Origin of the sequence: Nevskia soli DSM 19509 (assembly GCF_000711955.1) — a bacterium.
GTDB lineage: Bacteria > Pseudomonadota > Gammaproteobacteria > Nevskiales > Nevskiaceae > Nevskia > Nevskia soli.
In genome coordinates, this window is record NZ_JONR01000020.1 from 1 (window position 1) to 18,619 (window position 18,619).

The 18,619-nt window shown below is 66.4% G+C and carries 17 protein-coding genes; 10 read left to right on the forward strand and 7 right to left on the reverse strand.

The genetic code is table 11. The annotated features are described in order from the left end of the window. The 3 genes from rfaD to waaF all read left to right on the forward strand — a co-directional run. A partial coding sequence (rfaD, locus tag BP26_RS0111455; protein WP_157572488.1) for an ADP-glyceromanno-heptose 6-epimerase occupies positions 1 to 988 on the forward strand: 988 nt, incomplete at its 5' end. Then, a complete protein-coding gene (locus BP26_RS0111460) occupies positions 970 to 2,007 on the forward strand; it encodes a CHAD domain-containing protein (protein WP_051748866.1) in 1,038 nt (345 codons plus the stop codon). The genes rfaD and BP26_RS0111460, both read left to right, overlap by 19 nt. After that, positions 2,004 to 3,011 carry a lipopolysaccharide heptosyltransferase II gene (gene waaF, locus BP26_RS0111465; RefSeq protein ID WP_029920720.1) on the forward strand — a complete coding sequence of 336 codons (1,008 nt, stop codon included), beginning with the start codon at positions 2,004 to 2,006 and terminating at the stop codon, positions 3,009 to 3,011. The genes BP26_RS0111460 and waaF overlap by 4 nt, the downstream gene beginning before the upstream one ends. Positions 3,012 to 3,040: 29 nt before the next feature. Here waaF and BP26_RS0111470 read toward each other — a convergent pair whose 3' ends face one another. Then, positions 3,041 to 3,748 (reverse strand): dienelactone hydrolase family protein, encoded by a 708-nt coding sequence (locus BP26_RS0111470; RefSeq protein WP_051748867.1) that lies wholly within the window; start codon positions 3,746 to 3,748, stop codon positions 3,041 to 3,043. A gap of 183 nt (positions 3,749 to 3,931) precedes the next feature. Between BP26_RS0111470 and BP26_RS0111475 the strand changes: the two genes are divergently transcribed. The 3 genes from BP26_RS0111475 (at position 3,932) to BP26_RS0111485 (ending at position 6,829) form a co-directional block, all read left to right on the forward strand. Further along, complete coding sequence (locus BP26_RS0111475) at positions 3,932 to 4,888, forward strand: branched-chain amino acid transaminase (protein ID WP_051748868.1); 957 nt, start codon at positions 3,932 to 3,934, stop codon at positions 4,886 to 4,888. Between the two features lie 25 nt (positions 4,889 to 4,913). Then, positions 4,914 to 6,344 carry a bifunctional D-glycero-beta-D-manno-heptose-7-phosphate kinase/D-glycero-beta-D-manno-heptose 1-phosphate adenylyltransferase HldE gene (gene hldE, locus BP26_RS0111480; protein WP_029920723.1) on the forward strand — a complete coding sequence of 477 codons (1,431 nt, stop codon included), beginning with the start codon at positions 4,914 to 4,916 and terminating at the stop codon, positions 6,342 to 6,344. 284 nt (positions 6,345 to 6,628) lie between these two features. Beyond that, entirely contained in the window at positions 6,629 to 6,829 is a 201-nt protein-coding gene (locus tag BP26_RS0111485) for a hypothetical protein (protein ID WP_029920724.1), read from the forward strand. Between the two features lie 30 nt (positions 6,830 to 6,859). Here BP26_RS0111485 and BP26_RS0111490 read toward each other — a convergent pair whose 3' ends face one another. Continuing rightward, positions 6,860 to 7,411 carry a carboxymuconolactone decarboxylase family protein gene (locus BP26_RS0111490; protein WP_029920725.1) on the reverse strand — a complete coding sequence of 184 codons (552 nt, stop codon included), beginning with the start codon at positions 7,409 to 7,411 and terminating at the stop codon, positions 6,860 to 6,862. A gap of 58 nt (positions 7,412 to 7,469) precedes the next feature. Between BP26_RS0111490 and BP26_RS0111495 the strand changes: the two genes are divergently transcribed. After that, positions 7,470 to 7,793, forward strand: coding sequence for a winged helix-turn-helix transcriptional regulator (locus BP26_RS0111495; RefSeq protein WP_029920726.1), 324 nt, complete (start codon positions 7,470 to 7,472; stop codon positions 7,791 to 7,793). Positions 7,794 to 7,877: 84 nt separating this feature from the next. Here the strand turns inward: BP26_RS0111495 and BP26_RS0111500 are convergent, their stop codons facing one another. Further along, positions 7,878 to 8,567: a hypothetical protein gene (locus BP26_RS0111500; protein WP_029920727.1), complete on the reverse strand. Its 690-nt coding sequence runs from the start codon at positions 8,565 to 8,567 to the stop codon at positions 7,878 to 7,880. A gap of 192 nt (positions 8,568 to 8,759) precedes the next feature. Between BP26_RS0111500 and BP26_RS0111505 the strand changes: the two genes are divergently transcribed. Both BP26_RS0111505 and BP26_RS0111510 read left to right on the forward strand, forming a co-directional pair. Continuing rightward, positions 8,760 to 9,740, forward strand: a complete 981-nt coding sequence (locus tag BP26_RS0111505) for a CE1 family esterase (protein WP_169740692.1) — start codon at positions 8,760 to 8,762, stop codon at positions 9,738 to 9,740. 76 nt (positions 9,741 to 9,816) lie between these two features. Next, the gene (locus BP26_RS0111510; RefSeq protein ID WP_051748870.1) at positions 9,817 to 10,665 is read left to right on the forward strand and encodes an HDOD domain-containing protein; all 849 of its coding nucleotides are present in this window, start codon (positions 9,817 to 9,819) and stop codon (positions 10,663 to 10,665) included. Positions 10,666 to 10,787: 122 nt separating this feature from the next. Here BP26_RS0111510 and BP26_RS0111515 read toward each other — a convergent pair whose 3' ends face one another. Beyond that, a complete protein-coding gene (locus tag BP26_RS0111515; RefSeq protein ID WP_051748871.1) occupies positions 10,788 to 12,821 on the reverse strand; it encodes a S9 family peptidase in 2,034 nt (677 codons plus the stop codon). A 236-nt stretch (positions 12,822 to 13,057) separates the two neighbouring features. Between BP26_RS0111515 and BP26_RS0111520 the strand changes: the two genes are divergently transcribed. Beyond that, positions 13,058 to 15,052: an OPT family oligopeptide transporter gene (locus tag BP26_RS0111520; protein WP_029920731.1), complete on the forward strand. Its 1,995-nt coding sequence runs from the start codon at positions 13,058 to 13,060 to the stop codon at positions 15,050 to 15,052. Between the two features lie 43 nt (positions 15,053 to 15,095). Here BP26_RS0111520 and BP26_RS0111525 read toward each other — a convergent pair whose 3' ends face one another. The 3 genes from BP26_RS0111525 to BP26_RS28535 form a co-directional block, all read right to left on the reverse strand. Further along, positions 15,096 to 16,607, reverse strand: a complete 1,512-nt coding sequence (locus BP26_RS0111525) for a trypsin-like serine peptidase (RefSeq protein ID WP_029920732.1) — start codon at positions 16,605 to 16,607, stop codon at positions 15,096 to 15,098. Between the two features lie 135 nt (positions 16,608 to 16,742). Then, positions 16,743 to 18,164 carry a TolC family outer membrane protein gene (locus tag BP26_RS0111530; protein WP_169740693.1) on the reverse strand — a complete coding sequence of 474 codons (1,422 nt, stop codon included), beginning with the start codon at positions 18,162 to 18,164 and terminating at the stop codon, positions 16,743 to 16,745. A gap of 105 nt (positions 18,165 to 18,269) precedes the next feature. Continuing rightward, positions 18,270 to 18,584 (reverse strand): rhodanese-like domain-containing protein, encoded by a 315-nt coding sequence (locus BP26_RS28535; RefSeq protein ID WP_084183023.1) that lies wholly within the window; start codon positions 18,582 to 18,584, stop codon positions 18,270 to 18,272. Positions 18,585 to 18,619 lie beyond the last annotated feature (35 nt).

An 18,619-nucleotide genomic window follows, 5' to 3' on the forward strand; every position in this document is an offset into this window, starting at 1 on the left:
TGGCGCCGCCGGCTTCATCGGCGCGAACTTGATATTGGGCCTGAATGGCAAGGGCGCCACCGACATCATCGCGGTGGACGATCTGCAGGACGGCACCAAATTCCGCAATCTGGCCGAAGCCGAGATCGCCGACTACATGGACAAGGACGAGTTCCTCGGCCGGGTCGAGCGCGGCGAGCTGCCCAAGATCGAGGCGATCTTCCACCAGGGCGCCTGCTCCGCCACCACCGAGTGGAACGGCCGCTTCATGATGGACGTGAACTACCGCTACACCAAGACCCTGCTGCACTGGTGCCAGGGCAAGCGCGTGCCGTTCTTCTACGCCTCCTCGGCCTCGGTCTACGGCATGGGCAAGCAGGGCTTCCGCGAAGACCGCGCCTGCGAGAAGCCGCTTAACATGTACGCCTACTCCAAGTTCCTGATGGACCAGTACGTGCGCCGTCTCGGCTACGATGCGCCGGCGCCGAAGAAGACCCGCGGCAATGCCGTGGCCAAGCGCAGCGTCAAGTCCGCGCGGCCGCAGGTGGTGGGACTGCGCTACTTCAACGTCTACGGCCCGCGCGAACAGCACAAGGGCGGCATGGCCAGCACCGCGTTCCATTTCAACAACCAGATCGAAAAGGAAGGCGAGTGCCGCCTGTTCGAGGGCAGCGACGGCTACGGCCCCGGCGAGCAGCGCCGCGACTTCATCCACGTCGACGACGCCGTGGCCATGAACCTGTGGTTCTGGGAACACCCCGGCAAGTCCGGCATCTTCAACTGCGGCACCGGCCGTGCCCAGCCCTTCAACGACATCGCCAGGGCCGTCATCGCCTGGCACGGCAAGGGCAAGCTCAAGTACGTGCCGTTCCCGGAAGCCCTGGTCGGCCGCTACCAGTCCTATACCGAGGCGGACCATGCCAAGCTGCGCGCCGCCGGGTATGACCGGCCGTTCCTGACGGTGGAGCAGGGCGTGAAGAGATACCTGGATTGGCTACACCAGGACTAGACGCCGATACGCCGCTGCATCTGCTCGCGCCGGAACGCGCCGCGCGCAAGCTGCTGCTGCGGCAGTTGAAGAATGCCGAAGCGGCCGGGCATCGGCTGGCGATCGGTGAAGACCCGGATGCGCTGCATGACTTCCGTGTCGCCCTGCGCCGCTTCCGTTCCATCGAACGCGCTCATCGCGACTGGGTCGCGGACGCCCTGCCCAAGAAGCTGCGCAAGCGCTTGCGGGAGCTGGTGCAAAGCACCGGCCCGGCGCGCGACAGCGAAGTGCAGCTGGGCTGGCTGGATCTGCAGCGCGCTGCATTGCGGCCGAACCAGCGCAGTGGCTATCAGTGGTTGCGGCGCCGGCTTGAAGACCGGCAGCGGCAGGGCTATGCCGCGATCCGCGCGGCGGTGCCGCTGGAGTTCGCCGCGCTCGGCGCACTGTTGCGCGCCGCCCTGACCATGCCCAGCGAAGCCACGCCCGTCAGTTTCGCGCAGGTGAGCGGCGAACGGCTCAGGCCCCTGGTCGCCGAGATCGACGGCAGCTTCGCGGCGATCGGGGAGGACGCGGAACAGATGGCGCCTGTGCATGCCGCGCGCCTGCTGGTGAAGCGCGCGCGTTATCTGCTGGAGCCGGTGGCGGCGGCCTTGCCGGATGGCAAGGAGCTGGTCCGCCGGCTCGGCGGCCTGCAGGATCTGCTTGGGGAGATGCACGATGCCGAAGTGCTCGGCGCAAGTCTCGGCGAAGCCGCGGCGGACGCCGGTGCGGCGCGCTATCGTGCCCTGATCCGGCAGGCGCTGGGTGATGATGCGGCCGAATTCGGTCCGGTGGCGCGACAGCGCGGCGACGAACGTGCCGGGCTGTCGGCGCTGGCGCGGCGGGTGCAGGAGCAGATGCGCGCAGGGCGCGCACAGCTGCTGGAGAAGCTGCGCAGTGGCGAAATCAGCGCATTGATGCGGCGCCTGGATGCGGCGGCGAAGGAGCTTGCGCCGCCGCGCGTCGCGCATCCGTTCCCGCCGATTCGGACCAACGCATGAGTCAGGACATCCTGGTCGTCGGCCCATCCTGGGTCGGCGACATGGTGATGGCGCAGGCCTTGTTCATGCGCCTGCGCGCGCTTCATCCGCAAGCGGCCATCGATGTGCTCGCCCCCGGCTGGTCGCTGCCGATCCTGGCGCGGATGCCGGAAGTGCGCGCCGGCATCGAACTGCCGCTGGGGCATGGCGATTTCGGCTTCGGCGAGCGTCGCCGTATCGGACACAGCCTGCGCGGCAAGAAGTACGCGCAGGCCATCGTCCTGCCCGGCTCGTGGAAGTCGGCGCTGACGCCGTATTTCGCGCGCATTCCGCGCCGCACCGGCTATCGCCGCGAGTTCCGCTACGGCCTGCTCAACGACCTGCGCACGCTGGACAAAACCATCCTGCCCACCACCGTGCAGCAGTTCCTGGCCCTGGCGGAAGAGGGCGCGGTGACGCAGGCGCCGTCCATTCCGCAGCCGCGGCTGCGCGCCGAGCCACAACGCATCGAAGCGCTGCGGCAGCAGTTCGGGCTGGATCCGCACAAGCCGGCAGTGGCCCTGATGCCGGGCGCCGAGTACGGTCCCGCCAAGCGCTGGCCGCCGGAATATTTCGCCGAGCTGTCGGGCCGGCTGGTTGCCGCCGGTCACCAGGTCTGGGTGCTGGGTTCGGCCAAGGAAAAGGAGCTGGGCGCCGCCATCGCGCAGGGGCGCGCGGACATCCACGATCTCAGCGGCCGCACCCAGCTGGCCGACGTGGTCGATCTGCTTGCCGCCGCCGGAGCGGCGGTGAGCAACGACTCGGGCCTGATGCATGTCGCCGCCGCGGTAGGTACGCGCCTGGTGGCGATCTACGGCAGTTCCTCGCCGAAGATGACGCCGCCGCTGTCAAAGGCTGCGCAGGTGCTCTACCTGGACCTGGATTGCAGCCCCTGCTTCCAGCGCATCTGCCCGCTGGGCCATCTGAACTGCCTGCGGCAGATCACGCCGGCGCAGGTGTTTGCGGCCCTGCTGAAGCCGGCGTAGGGTGGCTTCGGCAGGGCCGACACGGCCGCTCAGGCGGCGAATGCGCGTTTCAGGAAATCGATTGCCTCGGCGTGGGCATCTTCCGTCGCTTTCGGCGCATAGCTCGCACGGTCCTCGCAGCAGAAGCCATGGCCGGCGCCGGGATGCAGGCTGAGGCTGTAACGCTTGTCGAGCTCGCCCAGCCGCTGCGCGATGCGCCCGTGTTCCGCCGGCGTAATGCCCCCATCCTTGCCGCCGTAGATCAGCAGCAGCGGCGCCGCCAGCGCAGCGGCCTCGCCGATCGGCGCGGTGCGGCCGAAGCGGTCCTTCTCGCCCTCCGGAAAGATGGCGCCGCCGTAGTAGGCGACGCTGGCGCGAACGCGCGCCGCGTGCCGGCAGGCGGCGAGGAAGGCGAGGCGGCCGCCCATGCAGAAGCCGACCACGCCGAGCCGCGCCGGCGTCACGCCGGGCTGCCGGCCCAGGCAGTCGAAGCTGGCGCCGATTTCCGCCATCACCTGGTCATCGCGCAGGGCCTTGAGGGTACCCATGGCCTCCTCCAGCTTGTCATACGAAAACTGCTTGCCGTAATAAATGTCCGGCGCCAGCGCGGCGAAGCCGGCGGCGGCGAAGCGGTCGCAGACGCGGCGGATGTGCGGTGTCAGTCCGAAAGCCTCCATCAGCACCACGATGCCGGGCGCGGCGCTGGCCTGCGGTGGGCCGGCGTAGTAGCCCTGGAGCGTTTCGGTGATCGCGATCATGCCGGGATCTGTCATTGGAAGTGCCTGATTGATTTGAAGAATGCCGTCGCGGCACGAATGCGCCGGAACGGTCCTGGAAGTGCTTGTCGGGGCCTTGGAACGCGGCTTCATGCATCCGGTTCCCCTATAATGCGCACGGCCGCCCCTACGCGGCCTTTATTTTCCGTTTTGAGGATTTCAGCGATGACGACGATGGCCGACCGTGATGGTTTCATCTGGTATGACGGCGAACTGGTTCCCTGGCGTGATGCCACCACCCACGTCCTGACCTATACGCTGCATTACGGCGCCGGCGTCTTCGAAGGCGTTCGCGCCTACGCCACGCCCAAGGGCACCGCCGTTTTCCGCCTGGAAGAACACACCCGGCGCCTGTTCAACTCGGCCAAGATCCTCGGCATGAAGATTCCCTTCACGCCGGAGCAGGTCAATGAAGCCACGCTGGAAGTGCTGCGGGCCAACAAGCTGAAGGAAGCCTACATCCGGCCGATGGTTTTCTACGGCTCCGAGGGCATGGGTCTGCGCGCCGACAACCTCAAGGTGCACCTGATCATCGCCGCCTGGACCTGGGGGGCCTATCTCGGCGCCGACAACGTCGAGCGCGGCATCCGCGTCAAGACCAGCTCCTACTCGCGTCACCACGTCAATGCCGCGCTGTGCCGCGCCAAGGCCAACGCCAACTACCTCAACTCGATGCTGGCGCTGAACGAAGCCCTGCGCGACGGCTACGACGAGGCGGTAATGCTCGACCCGCACGGCTTCATCGCCGAGGGCTCGGCCGAGAACATCTTCCTGGTGCAGGATGGCGCGCTGCATACCCCGGACGTCACCTCCGCCCTCGACGGCATCACCCGCCGCACCGTGATGCAGCTGGCCGAGGATGCCGGCATCAAGGTCTACGAGCGGCGCCTGACCCGCGACGAGTTGTATATCTCGGACGAAGCCTTCTTCACCGGCACCGCCGCCGAAGTGATGCCGATCCGCGAAGCCGACAACCGCTGCATCGGCGGCGGCAAGCGCGGCCCGGTTACCGAAAAGCTGCAGAAGGCATACGCGGCACAGGTCAAGGGCGAGCGCGCCGAGTACCCCGAGTGGCTGAGCCTGGTCAACGAATCCGCTGCGCAGAAAAAGACCGCCGCCTGAACCGCCGAACCGGAATCCGCGACTGATGCAGACGGCCATTCCCGAGTTCGATCGCGCGCACCTGCTGGTGGCGGGCGACGTCATGCTCGACCGCTACTGGCAGGGTCCCACCTCGCGCATCTCGCCCGAGGCGCCGGTGCCGGTGGTGCGCATCCAGAAGGATGAAACCCGTCCCGGCGGCGCCGCCAACGTGGCGCTCAACATCGCCGCCCTGGGCGGCCATGCGCACCTGCTCGGCGTGGTCGGCCGCGACGAGACCGCGCAGAAACTGCGCGAGGCGCTGGAGCTGAAGCGGGTGCAGCCGGACTTCGTGGAATCCATCGGCCGGCCCACCATCACCAAGCTGCGCATCCTGTCGCGCAACCAGCAGCTGATCCGGCTCGACTTCGAGGAATCCCTGTCGCAGATCGGGGCCTTCGACCGCGAAGCCTACCTGCTGCGTTACCGCATCGCCCTGGCCAATGCCCAGGTGGTGATCCTGTCCGACTACGGCAAGGGCACCCTGGCTGATGCGGCCGAGCTGGTGAAGCTGGCGCGCGAAGCCGGCCGCGCCGTGCTGGTCGACCCCAAGGGCAGCGACTGGCGAGCGTACCAAGGCGCCACCCTGATCACGCCCAACCTGACCGAGCTGGAAGCCGTGGTCGGCCCTTGCCCGGATGAAGCGACCATCGTCGCCAAGGGCAGCAAGCTGCGCGACGAGTTGGGGCTGGAAGCCCTGCTGGTGACGCGCAGCGAGCAGGGCATGACCCTGCTGGTGCCGGGGCACGAGCCCCTGCACCTGCCGACCGAGGCGCGCGAGGTGTTCGACGTCACCGGCGCCGGCGATACCGTCATCGCCACCTTCGGCGCGGCGCTCGCCGCCGGCCACGATTTCGCCCATGCGGCGCGTGTCGCCAACCTCGCCGCCGGCATCGTCGTCGGCAAGCTCGGCACCGCCACCGTCAGCACCGCCGAACTGGCGCGGGCCATCAGCCGTACCCATGAGGACGACGGCGCCGTGCTGGTCGAGGACGAACTGCTGGAGCGCGTCGCCGCGGCGCGCGCGCAAGGGCAGGTCGTGGTGATGACCAACGGCTGCTTCGACCTGCTGCATGTCGGCCATGTGCGCTACCTGGAAGCCGCGCGCAAGCTCGGCGACGTGCTGATCGTCGCGGTCAACGACGATGCTTCGGTCAAGCGCCTGAAAGGTCCGACCCGCCCGCTGAACAAGGTCGCCGACCGCATGCGCATGCTGGCCGCGCTGAAATGCGTCGACTGGGTGGTGCCGTTCGCCGAGGACACTCCGCAGCGCCTGGTCGGAAGCGTGCTGCCCGATCTGCTGGTCAAGGGCGGCGACTACAAGCCGGAGCAGGTGGCCGGCTACGCCGAAGTCACCGCCAACGGCGGCCAGGTGGTGATCCTCGATTTCTATGCCGGTTACTCCACCACCGGCATCATCGAGCGCGCCCGCTCCTAGGGCGGATCGGCAAACCCGGCGCGTTTTTGAAGTCCGTCACACTCCGCCCGATGAACGGCGCCGCTGCGTGACGCAAAACGCAGTCCGCCCGCGTTTCTCCTTATAGAGTCGGTTCGTACCGGTCGCGGGGGCAATACCTGCCGCTGCACTGGCATCAAACCCTGCCTGGGTTGATACTGGCATTGTATGGGGGAAGTCATGGAACGCGTAACGGGATGGGTCGTGGTGAATGGACGTAATGCGTGTGCCGCGCCGCGGCATCGCACTGCGCCGGAAATGGCCTCATGAAGAAGCTGCGCGACGCCATCATCGCCGGGGCCACCATCGCCCTGCTGCTCTATGCGGCAATGACCGCGGCGAAAAGCATGGCGGATGTCCTGCAGCCGTCGATGGAGGCAAGCGCGCAGGTCGATACCGATATGGCCGTGGCTGTTCGCCATGAGCGCAAGGCCGACTATCTGCAACTGGCCCGGCGCGACGACTAGACCGCCCATGCGCCCCGGACGCCGCCCGGTTTAATTGGTGGTGGGAAACCGCGGCGTACCTGCCTGGTGTTCGATGCGCGTGGCGTTCACCACGCAGGACACCATCTGGTAGAAGCCGGCGAGCATCAGCAATTCGATCAGCTGCGCTTCGCTGTACGCGGCACTCAGCTCCGACCACAGGGCGTCATCGATGTCCTGCTTGCCTTGCAGCGAGTCGCACAATCCGATCAGCAGCCGCTCTTCGGCGCTCCACAGCGGTGAGGCGGCATCGCCAAGCACCGTGGCGGCAACTTGCTCCGGTGTGAATTGTGCCTTGGCGCCGTAGGCCGCGACGTGTACGCCCCATTCGTACTCGGCCTTGCACCGGGCACAGGTACGCAGGATCACCAGTTCCCGCTCGCGCAGGCTGATGCTGCCCTTGTCGAGCAGGCCGCCGGCCACCATCCGCGACAACACACGCGGGTTATGTGCCACGGTGCGGAAGATGTTCAGCGGCGGCAGGCCGCGCATGACGCGGTCGAAATCCTGCTGCATCGGCTCGGGATAAGGCGGATCAACCAGGGCAATGCGCGGCGTGGTCATGGGCTTTTCCTATGCTACGATAATCGAAGCATAATGCTTCGGAATTCGTAGCGCAACCATGGCACTCGTCGATCGTCCGGTACGCGGCTCCAGCAGCGGCCGCCCCATCATGGCGCTGCTCGACCTGCTCGGGCGGCGCTGGGCCCTGCGTGTGATCTGGGAATTGCGCGAAGGGCCACTGGTGTTCCGCGCCCTGCAGGCACGTTGCGGCATCTCGCCCTCGGTGCTCAACACCCGGCTGGTGGAACTGCGCGAGGCACTGATCGTCGAGGTCGGGGAGGACGGCTATCAGCTCAGCAAGCGCGGTGCCGAGCTGTTGCAACTGTTCGATCCGGTCAGCCAGTGGGCCACAACGTGGGCCGTGGCCTTGCGCAAGTCTTAGCCGGTAGGTTGGGCTGAGCACAGCGAAGCCCAACGTCTTCGGCACCGCTCAAACAATGTTGGGCTTCGCTGTGCTCAGCCCAACCTACATGTCTGTTGCCGGGGCCTTCGCCCCACTGGCCTGCGGCCGATACAGCGTCCCCCGCAGATAGTCTGCGATCGGGTAACTGATGTTGAAGTTGTAGTGCGACATCAGCGTATGGTCGTGATGCAGCGTGTGGTGCCGCCGCAGCCATGCGACGCCGGGCAGGCGCGCGATCCAGGATTGCTCGGGCGTGTGATAGGCGAAATGCAGCCACTCGTAGTTGAGGAAATAGCCGATCGAAGTGGCGGCGAACAGCCAGCCGATGTTGGCCGTGGTCAGCAGCGCCAGCGGTATGCCCACCGGTACCGCGAAGCAGCCGAAGAAGAACAGCAGCAGCACCGGCGGGAACAATACCGCCTTGAAGTCGCGCGCGTTCTCGAACTCCATCCGCTCCGGCGTGAAGAAGCGGTGATGCTGCCGGGTATGCCGCTCGAAGATCAGTCCCAGCCCCCGGCGTGGATGATGCATCGGTCCGCGATGGCCGGCGTGCTCGACCAGGTTGGCGAACAAGAAGGTCACCGGCACCGTCAGCCATTCCCACCATTGCACCTGGTGCAGGCGGCTGGCGCAGAAAGCCACGGCGGCAAGACAGGCGCCGCTGGTGAAGCAGAAATGCGCGATGCCGCTGTAACGCGGGCCAATCAGCCGGCGGCGGTAATCATCACGGAATTGACTGACCTGATCGTTCATCTGCCGTTGTCATGGTGAGTTTTCCAAGCATAGGACCTCCTGCGTCATTGCGCTGGGTATCGCAGTGCAACAACCGGTTCATCGCCCCTGAATCACCGTTCATCTTGCGGCGCTGCTTTGTCGGACGGATATCCGGCTAGTCTTCACCCCATGTCAAGTAGTTGAACGTTCCTGATCATGTGGAGGGGTATAGTGAAAATATACCAAGCAGCAGCGGCGCTGGTGTTCGGGCTGATCCTGTCGGCTTCAGCGGAAGCGGCGGTCAAGGCCGCGGCTGTTACCGGAACCGTCAATCCGGTCAACGGCATGCTCAGCACCAGTGGCAATTTCAGTTACACCTACCCGCAGATCAACGGCACTGCCGTCGCCGTCGCCGCCGGCACCACGGCGTTCAGCGCCACGCTGACCGTCAACGGCGTGGCGCGCACCTACATTCTCATGCGCCCCGTCGCCGCGGCCACCGCGGCGCCGCTGCTGATCCTGCTGCATCCGATCAATACCACGCCGATGCAGATGGCCAACCTGACCAAGGTCATCAATTTCGTCGCCACGCAGAACTTCTGGGTGGTGCTGCCGCAGGCCGTCAACGGCCAATGGGAAGACGATATCAGCCGCAGCGGCACGGACGATACCAACTTCATCTCCGCCCTCATCGACAGCCTGGTCACGCAGGGCGCGGACGCCACCCGCGTCTATGCCGCCGGTTATTCCGACGGCGCCTTCATGAGCGAACGTCTGGCCTGCGAGCTGTCCACCAAGATCGCGGCCTTCGGCATCGACGCCGGGGCGGTGATCGCCAATTCCCCCACCTACTGCAAGCCGGCGGTGCAGCGCCCCAAGCTCTACATCATGGGCACCAACGATCCCATCGTGCCCTACAACGGCGGCAGGCTGGGTGTGGATTCGGCGGCCGCGAGCATGGCCTTCTGGGTCGGCCTGCAGCATTGCGGCGGCACCGTGGCCAGCATGCTGCCGACCCTGGTCAGCGACGGCACCACGGTGCAGCTGACCGACTACACCGGCTGCACCGCCGGCAACGATCTGCGCCTGTACACGGTCTACAACGGCGGCCACGCCTGGCCCAACGGCATCACCCAGACGGCCGGCAAAACCACCCAGAACCTGGATGCCACCGGCATCATCTGGAGCTTCGCCAGCGCCTATCACCGCTGAGGGTCCGCAAGCTCCCCAATCGCGTTGCGCCCCGGGCACGGAAACTGCACGGGGCGCACACGATCGGAGGGGAACCATGTCACAGCAACAGACGCTTGAAAGAAAAGCACTCGATGCCGTCGCCGAAGGCTTCCGGCTCAATGCGCTGAAATTGCCCTCGCTGCCGGAGGTGACGGCGCAGGTGCGGGCCATCGCCGCGGACCCCGATGCCACCGTCGAAGATCTGGCGCAGCAGCTGGTGCGCGACGCCGCCTTGACGGCGCGCCTGATCCGCGTCGCCAACAGCCCCTTGCTGCGCGGCCGCATGGAAGTGCGCACCCTGCCGCAGGCGATCACCCGGCTGGGTTTCTACTACGTGCGCGACCTGGTTACCGCCTTGGCCCTGGAGCATGCCTTCGAGCCGCGCTCCCCGGTCACCCGGCAGTTGCAGCAGCGCATCTCGCGCCGCAGCAAGGATGTCGCCGCGGTGAGCCAGGTGCTGGCGCGGCACTGCACCGGCCTGGCCCCGGAGCAGGCCCTGCTCGCCGGCCTGCTGCATTTCATCGGCGCCTTGCCGTTGCTCGCCGCGGTGGAGGATGAGCAGCTCGGGCATGTGGATGCGGCAGCCTTGTTCGCCATGATCGAAAGCCGGCATGCCGAGGTCGGCGGCAGGATTCTGCGCCACTGGCGTTTCCCGGAGGACATCGCCGGCGTACCGGAAGCCTATGGTGATCCGTCCCGCGCAAGCGGCGATACGCCGGATTTTGCCGATATCGTTGCCGTGGCCTGCCTGTTGTCCAGGCCCCTGGAACAGATCGGAGCGGAGATCGCGGAATGGAATGATTTCGCGCCCGCGCAAAGGCTGGGACTGGAAAGTGCCGCCGCGTTTTATAGCAGTGACGCCATGCAGATCGATTTGCAGAAGAGCATGGGGATGCTCAACTGATCCGGGAAAGCCCGGGAGATTCAGGGGAGTCCGCAAGGTGCCTTACGCGCGGGCCCGTAACGGCCCGCGCGTAAGCTCACCCGCACGCTATGGTGCGATTAAAAAACGTAACGGCACCGAGCTTACTCCGCAGCCGTCCACTTCTTGATCCACGCTTCCACCGTGTCGTGCCACTGAAGGCTGTTCTGCGGCTTCTGCACCCAGTGGCTCTCTTCCGGGAAGGTCAGGAACTGGCTGGGAATGCCGCGGCGCTGCAGCACGGTGAAGGCAGCGATGCCCTGTTCCAGCGGAATGCGGAAGTCGTTGCCGCTATGGACTACCAGCATCGGCACCTTCCAGTCGGCGACGTGGTTGATCGGGTTGAAGCGTTCGTAGTTTTCCGGCTTCTGCCACTGCGTGCCCTGGTTCTCCCATTCGTCGAACCATAGCTCCTCGGTAGAATAGGCCATGGCGCGGTTGTCGAAGACGCCATCGTGGTTGACCAGGCACTTCCATGGTGTATTCCAGTTGCCGGCGATCCAGTTGATCATGTAGCCGCCGTAGCTGGCGCCGAGGGCGCAGGCGTGGTTGCCGTCGAGGAAGGAATACTTCGCCAGCGCCGCCGCCCAGCCCTTCTGCAGGTCTTCCAGCGGGCGGTCGCCCCAGTGGCCGGTGATGGCGTCGGTGAACGCCTGGCCATAACCGGTGGAACCGTGGAAATCGATGGTGACGACGGCGAAGCCGGCGCCGGCATAGGTCTGCGGATTCCAGCGGTAATGGAAGTCGTTGAGCCAGGAGCCCTGCGGGCCGCCGTGAATCAGGAAGGCTACCGGGTACTTCTTGCCCGGCACATAGTTGGCCGGCTTCACCACATAACCCTGCACGGTATCGTCGTTCCAGCCCTTGAACTGGAAGAACTCGTAATCGCCGAAGGCGACGTTCTTGAGTTTTTCGGTGTTGAACGCAGTGAGGCGCGTGGCCTTGCCGCCGCCTTTCAGGCGGAACAGGTCGGCCGGGGATTTCAGCGTATCGCGCGAGAAAAAGATGCTGTCGCCGGCGACGGTGTAGGCGCTGACATTGCCTTCGCCGACCAGCTTCTTCACCTTGCCGCTGCGGATGTCGATGCTGAACAGCGGGTGCTCGCCATTGTCGTCGGCCAGGGCGTAGATGCTGTGGCCGTCTTCGGACAGGCGGATGGACCCGGCGGAGCGATCCCACTCCGGATCGACTTCGCGCTTCTTGCCGCTGGCCAGGTCCAGTTCCATGATGCCGAAGCGGTCGGCTTCGAACGTCGGGCGCTTCATCGCCAGGTAATAGAGCTTGCTGCCGTCCTTCGAGACCGCCGGGTTGGCGTCCCAGGCCGGGTTGTCCGCGGTCAGGTTTTTGGGCGCACTGCCGCCTGCGGTTGGCACGGAATAGATGTCGAAGTTCGTCGACCAGGGCTCGCTGTTGCCGGCGATGCGCACGCCGAAATACACCGTCTTGCCGTCCGGCGAGAAGCAATACTCGGACTCGTCGCCGAAGGGCTTGGAAGGAACGTCACCATCGATCCCCCCATTGGCGTCGCGCGTAATCCAGCGCGGCGCGGCGCTGACCGTGCCTTCTTCATCCAGGTCGGCGATGAACAGCTGCGAACGGCGGCCGTCGGCCCAGGTATCCCAGTGGCGGATGAACAGGCGGTTGTAGACCGTGCCGGTGGCCTTGTTCGCTTCCTTGTCGTCCAGACGTTTCTTGGTGCAGGCCAGATCGGCGCAATCGGTGAACACGTCGATCGACAGCGCCAGGCGCTTGCCGTCCGGCGCGATGATGAAATTGTTCACGTCCAGCGGCAGGCTGGTGACCTGGCGGGCCTCGCCCATGCCGGCGTCCAGGCGCCAGATCTGGGTGCCGCCGGAACGCGAGGACAGAAAGTACAGGGCCTTGCCATCCGGCGACCAGCGCGGCGTATCGGCGTTGCTGCCCTTGGCCGTAAGGCGCTCGGGTTGCGCGTCCTTGCCCTGCAGCGACAGCCGCCAGATGCTGCGCACACCCTTGTTGGCGGCCAGGTCGGTTTCGCGGACCGAGAACACCAGGGTCTTGCCGTCGGGCGAGACCTGCGGATCGGAAACGCGGTCCAGCGTCACCAGGTCGTGCGAATTGAAGGGGCGGGGAGCCGGCGTGGCGGCAATAGTGATCATGGGCAAAGCCAAAGCCAAAGCCAATATTAAAGTGGGGGCGGCGGCAAGCCGGGAAAGACGCATGCGGGTGTCCTCAATGGATGTGCGATGCAGCATGAAGCTGTCGCGAGTGCCGGCATGGTACGGCTTTCGCGGTACACGCCGCTATACTCGGACCATACGGCGGCAGCCCGGCCTCGGGGGCAAGAAACAGGTACGGGCGATATCGCGATAAAACCATCATTGGAGACAACCTGGTGCCTGCAACCAAACCGCCCGGCGCGGAACCGCGTACCGAACTGAGCTTCCGCGGCCTCGTCCTGGGAGCGATCATCACGGTGGTGTTCACCGCCGCCAACGTGTTTTTCGGCCTCAAGGCCGGCCTCACCTTCGCCTCCTCCATTCCGGCGGCGGTGATCTCCATGGCGGTGCTGCGCGGCTTCAAGGGCGTCACCATCCAGGAGAACAACATCGTACAGACCGTCGCCTCGGCGGCCGGCACCCTGTCCTCCATCATCTTCGTGCTGCCCGGCCTGATCATGATCGGCTGGTGGACCGGCTTCCCCTACTGGGAATCGTTCTGGATCTGCGCCCTCGGCGGCATCCTCGGCGTGATGTATTCGATCCCGCTGCGCCGCGCCCTGGTGACCAATTCCGACCTGCCCTATCCGGAAGGCGTGGCCTGTGCCGAGGTGCTCAAGGTCGGCGCCGGTTCGGGTGAGGCCGGCGCGGAGGGCAGCAAGGACGGCCTGCTGGCTGTGGTGGTCGGTTCGATCGTGTCGGCGGTGTTCTACCTGATCACCGCCACCCAGGTGTTCGCCAGCGACTTCGTGGATTACTTCCGCATCCGCGGCGGCAATTCAATCAGTGGTTACGATTTCGGCCTGTCTCTGGCCCTGTTCGGGGTGGGCCACCTGGTCGGCCTGTCCTGCGGCATCGCCATGCTGGTCGGCGCGCTGGTCACCTGGGCCGGGCTGATGCCCTGGCTGACCGCGCTGCATCCGGATCCCGGTGCGGCGGCGGACGTGGCGCTGGCCACCTGGAAGCACCAGGCGCGCTTCATCGGCGCCGGCACCATCGGCATCTCCGCCATCTGGACCCTGCTCAAGCTGGTCAAGCCGGTGGCCAGCGGCCTGGCCTCGGCCATGGCGGCTTCGCGGGTGCGCAAGGCCGGCCAGGGCGCCACCCTGCCGCGCACCGAACAGGACATCCCCATCGGCCTGGTCGGCCTGATCTCGCTGGTCTGCCTGGCCCCCATCACCTGGCTGCTGGCCCGTTTCGCCAATGAAAGCGGGCTCGGCGACCATGTCCTGTCGCTGGTGCTGGGCGGCCTGATCTACGTGGTGCTGATGAGCTTCCTGGTGTCCGCGGTATGCGGCTACATGGCGGGACTGATCGGCTCCTCCAACAGCCCCCTGTCCGGCGTCGGCATCCTGGTGGTGATCGGCGCGGCCCTGCTGCTGGTGTTCGGCATCAAGCCCCTGCTCGGCGGCAACGGCGGCGCGGCCCTGGTGGCCTTCGCCCTGTTCATCACCTCGGTGGTGTTCGCCGTGGCGACCATCGCCAACAACAACCTGCAGGATCTGAAGACCGGGCAACTGGTCGATGCCACGCCGTGGAAACAGCAGGTGGCCCTGGTCATCGGCGTGGTTGCCGGCGCCGCGGTGATCCCGCCGGTGCTGGACCTGCTGAATCACGCCTACGGCTTTTCCGGCGTGCCCGGTGCCAATCCGGTCAACGCCCTGGCGGCACCGCAGGCGGCCCTGATTTCGGCCCTGGCCAAGGGCGTGATCGAGGGGCAGCTCGACTGGAACCTGATCGAATACGGCGTCGCCATCGGCGTCGGCATCATCCTCGTCGACGAAATCCTCGGGCGCACCACCCGCAAGCTGCGGGTGCCGCCCCTGGCGGTGGGTCTGGGCATGTACCTGCCGCTGGTGGTGACCCTGATGATCGTGGTCGGCGCCGTCGTCGGCTGGTGGTACGACAAGCGCGCCGAGCGCGAGTCTGATGCCGAAGGCGCCAAGCAGCTCGGCGTACTGCTCGCCTCCGGCCTGATTGTCGGCGAAAGCCTGCTGGGCGTGATCCTCGCCGGCGTGGTGGTGGCGTCCGGCAAGGACACGCCGCTGGCCCTGGTGGGCGACAGCTTCGCCAACGCAGCGCAATGGATCGGCCTGGCGGCCTTTGCGCTGACCGTCGCCGCGCTCTACCGCTGGCTGGGTCGCTTGCACCAGGGCCGGGCGAAGGCCTGAGGTTTTGACCGGGCCTCGTGCCGGCTGAGCCCGGTGCGAGGTTTCAAGCCTTTTTGCGGCGCCGGCTGCGCAGTGCCGCCAGCGGCGCCAGCAGCAGGCTCAGCGAAATCGGCCAGGCACCGCCGCTGCCACCTCCACTTTCACCGCCAGTGCCCTGCGTCGCGGCGCTACCGCCGACAACGCTGCAATCGGTTGATGCCGGGCTATCTCCCGGATTGCGCCCGGCCACGCACTTCGCGCCGGTATTGTTCGGATCCAGGTGCGCCTTGAGCTGGCCGCTGGCGAGGGCCTGCGCGGTCCAGGCCACGTCGAGCCGGCCGAATACATCGTCACCGCCCGGGCTGGCGCAGGACGAAGAGCCGCCGGACAACACGCCGATCAGGTGGTGGTTGCTGTTGTAGAGGCCGGAGCCGGACGAGCCATCCTCGGTGATGCCGAGGGACCACACCACGTCCCAGGCCTGCACCGTGCGCAAGGTGTTTTGCAGTTGCACGGTGACCTTGCTGGTGGGGCGGCTGAACAGGCTGATCTTCTTGACGTCGCCGCCGGGCTGGTGGATGTCCGCGCCGGACGTGGCGGGGGTGCCGGTGACGTCCCAGCCGGCGTACCAGACGTTGTAGGACGGATCCGGGGTCTGATTGAGCTGGATCAGGGTGAAGTCCGCGCCCGAGTCCCCGGCAATCAGCTTGGCACCGCTCTGGGTGTGGTTGAGCGGTCCGGCGCCGCCGCTGCAGCCGCTGGCCTGGTAGTTCCAATACACCACAACCGATGAGGCCGGGGTGGTCAGCGTCTGGCCGACCTCACAGTGATTGGCGGTGAGGAAGAACGGCGTGTTGTCCCCCGGCACGTCGTTGACCAATTGTCCCGTGCAGATGAACTGGTTGCCCACCGTATAGGTCGCCACCGCGCGTGCCTCGTTGCCCCAGTCGTTGCCGGCCGGGCACGCGATGTTGACCTCGCAGGACGCTGCCGCGCCGCCGCCCGGAATGGCCCGGGGCTCCGCGATTCCCGCCGCCGCCGCGGAGAAATCGCGGAAGCCGTGGCCGACCCGGGCCAGTTCGAGTTGCAATGCGTCGCGCGCGGCCGTCGGCACCCGCGCCTCGATGACCGCTTCGGCGCCAGGCACGATGGCGGTCCACAGCCGGCCCTCCGGGGTCTCGCTGGTGGCGGTATAAGGGCCCTGCATCAGTTGGCCCCGGGCGTCGTAGATCAGCAGCTCACCGCCGGCGGGCATGCGGAACCTGGAGAATTCGAAACCCAGCGACTGCGCGCCCGCCGAACCGACACGCAGGCGCCAGGACGAGGTATCGGCGTCCAGCGTTTCCCAGCGTCCGTCAGAGAGGGTCAGCGGCAGATCCATCGTCACCGCGAACTGCAGCGGGCGGCTCTTGCCTTGCTCCGCCGTCGCCACGACCTTGGCCACGGCCGCGCCATCGAGGGCGAAGCGGGGCACCGCGTCGAGTGCATGCAGGTTGGCTTGCGGCTGCGTCGCGGCATGGGCCTGCCCCAGCACCAGAAGGCCCGACAGCAACAGGATGCGCCCCATCATCGCCATGAGCCTTCTCCCCCGGCAGCCGTCTATATCGGCCTGCCGGAGTTTAGCTCAGAGAGTGAGATCCGCTGTGACAGTCGGCGCGGTACGCCCGCTTCGCGTCTCAAACCCCGTCGCGTGGCGACCGGGCGATCACGCTCAGGGCGTCGGCGGCTTGATCGGCGCTGTCGGCATGGTGTCCGGGATGGTGGCTTCGCCCGCCGAGATCGGCGGCGACGGCGTCGCTGTTTCCACCACCAGCCGGTCGATCTCCGCCAGGTCGTCTTCGCCCAGGCGCCCCGCATCCTGCTTCAGCGCGATCAGGCTGTTGAGATAGTTGTAGCGCGACTGGTAGTAGCTCTTCTGCGCGGCGGCCAGGGCCTGCCGTGCGGTCAATACGTCGATCTCGGTGCGGGTGCCGACCTTCAAGCCCACCTGCGTCGCTTCCAGGCTGGTCTGGTTGGAAATCACCGCCTGCTTGTTGGCCTTGACGCTGGCGATGCCGCTGACCACCCCTTCGTAGTCGTTGCGGGTGTTCTGGTCCACCGTGCGGCGCTGCAACTCGTACTGCGCCTGCGTCTGCTGGTAGCTGGCCACCGCCTGCCGCACCTGCGAAGTGACCAGGCCGCCCTGGAAGATGTTCCAGGTCAGGGTCAGCGAGACGGCATCGTCCAGCGTGTCGCTGCCGAACTTGGAGTGCGAGTCGGAGCGGTTGAGCGAGCCCGTGGCGCCGACCGTGGGCAGGTACTTGCCGCGGTAGATCGACACCTGCTTGCGCGCGACCTCGGCGGCATAGAAGGCCGTCATCAAGTCCGGGTTATCCTGGCTGGAGGACTTGCTCCACTCCGCCGGGATGGCCGGGTTCGGCGCCACCAGGGGGATATCCTGCTGCAGGTCGGCGATGGCATCCACCGGCTGGCCGACGATCAGGCCCAGCGCGCGCTTGGCGTTGTCCATCGCGGTGCGGTCGGCGATGACCAGGGCGGTGCTGGTGTCGTAAGAGGCTTGCGCGTTGCGCACATCCGTGATGGCGGCCAGGCCGACGTCGAATTTCTTCTGCGCCTGTTCCAGCTGCTGCTTGAACGAGGTCTGCGCGTCGAGGTCGGCGCGCAGCGTATCCTGCGCGCTCAGCACCGCGAAGTACGCAGCGGCAGTGCGCGAGATCAGGCTCTGCTCGGCGGAGCGGTAGGTGGCCTGCGCTTGCGCCACTTCCTTGTCGGACTGCGCCACCGTCTGGAACGCCGACCAGTCGAAGATCACCTGATTCAGCGTGAGCGAGTAGCTGCGCGAACTGAACCACTGCACGTCCTTCTGCGGCGCCGCGCCGGTGCTGTCGATCTGGCTGCTACTGCTCGACAGGACGTGCTGGCGGTCGCGTTCGATCCCGCCCTGGGCCACCACCTGCGGCAACAGCACCGACCAGGCCTGCGGCTTGGCTTCGATGCTGGCGTCACGCTGATGCACGGCGGCCTGGAAAGTCTGGTCCTGTTCCTGGGCCTGGTGATAGGCATCGAGCAGGCCGTTGGCCCCGGCCATGGCCGGAACCGAAAACGACAAAGCCCCCAAAATGAGTCGGCGCATGAATCCCTCTGTTTGTACGTCCCTGTACAAGCGACCGGTCATCCGTGACCGGACTGTTTAAATAAGCGTCCTTGTCGGCAGGCCGGCGATCAGCCGGCCACCCCCTCAATAACGCGGAATGGCGGGGTCGATGGCCTGCGACCAGGCATCGATTCCCCCACTTAGATGCGCGACATGGGTAAAACCGTTGCGTTCGAGTATCCGGCCGGCCATTTCACTGCGCACGCCATGGTGGCAGAGGGCGGCGATGGGCTGCGCCGGATCCAGTTCCGCCAGCCGGGCGGGCAGCTCGTTGAGGGGGATATGCACCGCGCCGTCGATACGGGCGATTTCCAGCTCTTCCGCCTGTCGCACGTCGAGCAGGCGTATCCGGCCCTGGTCGAGCAGTGATTTGAGTTCTTCCGGGCTGAGATTGCGCATGGGCGGGCGTTTCGGGCCTTTCGGGGCCGGGCTGA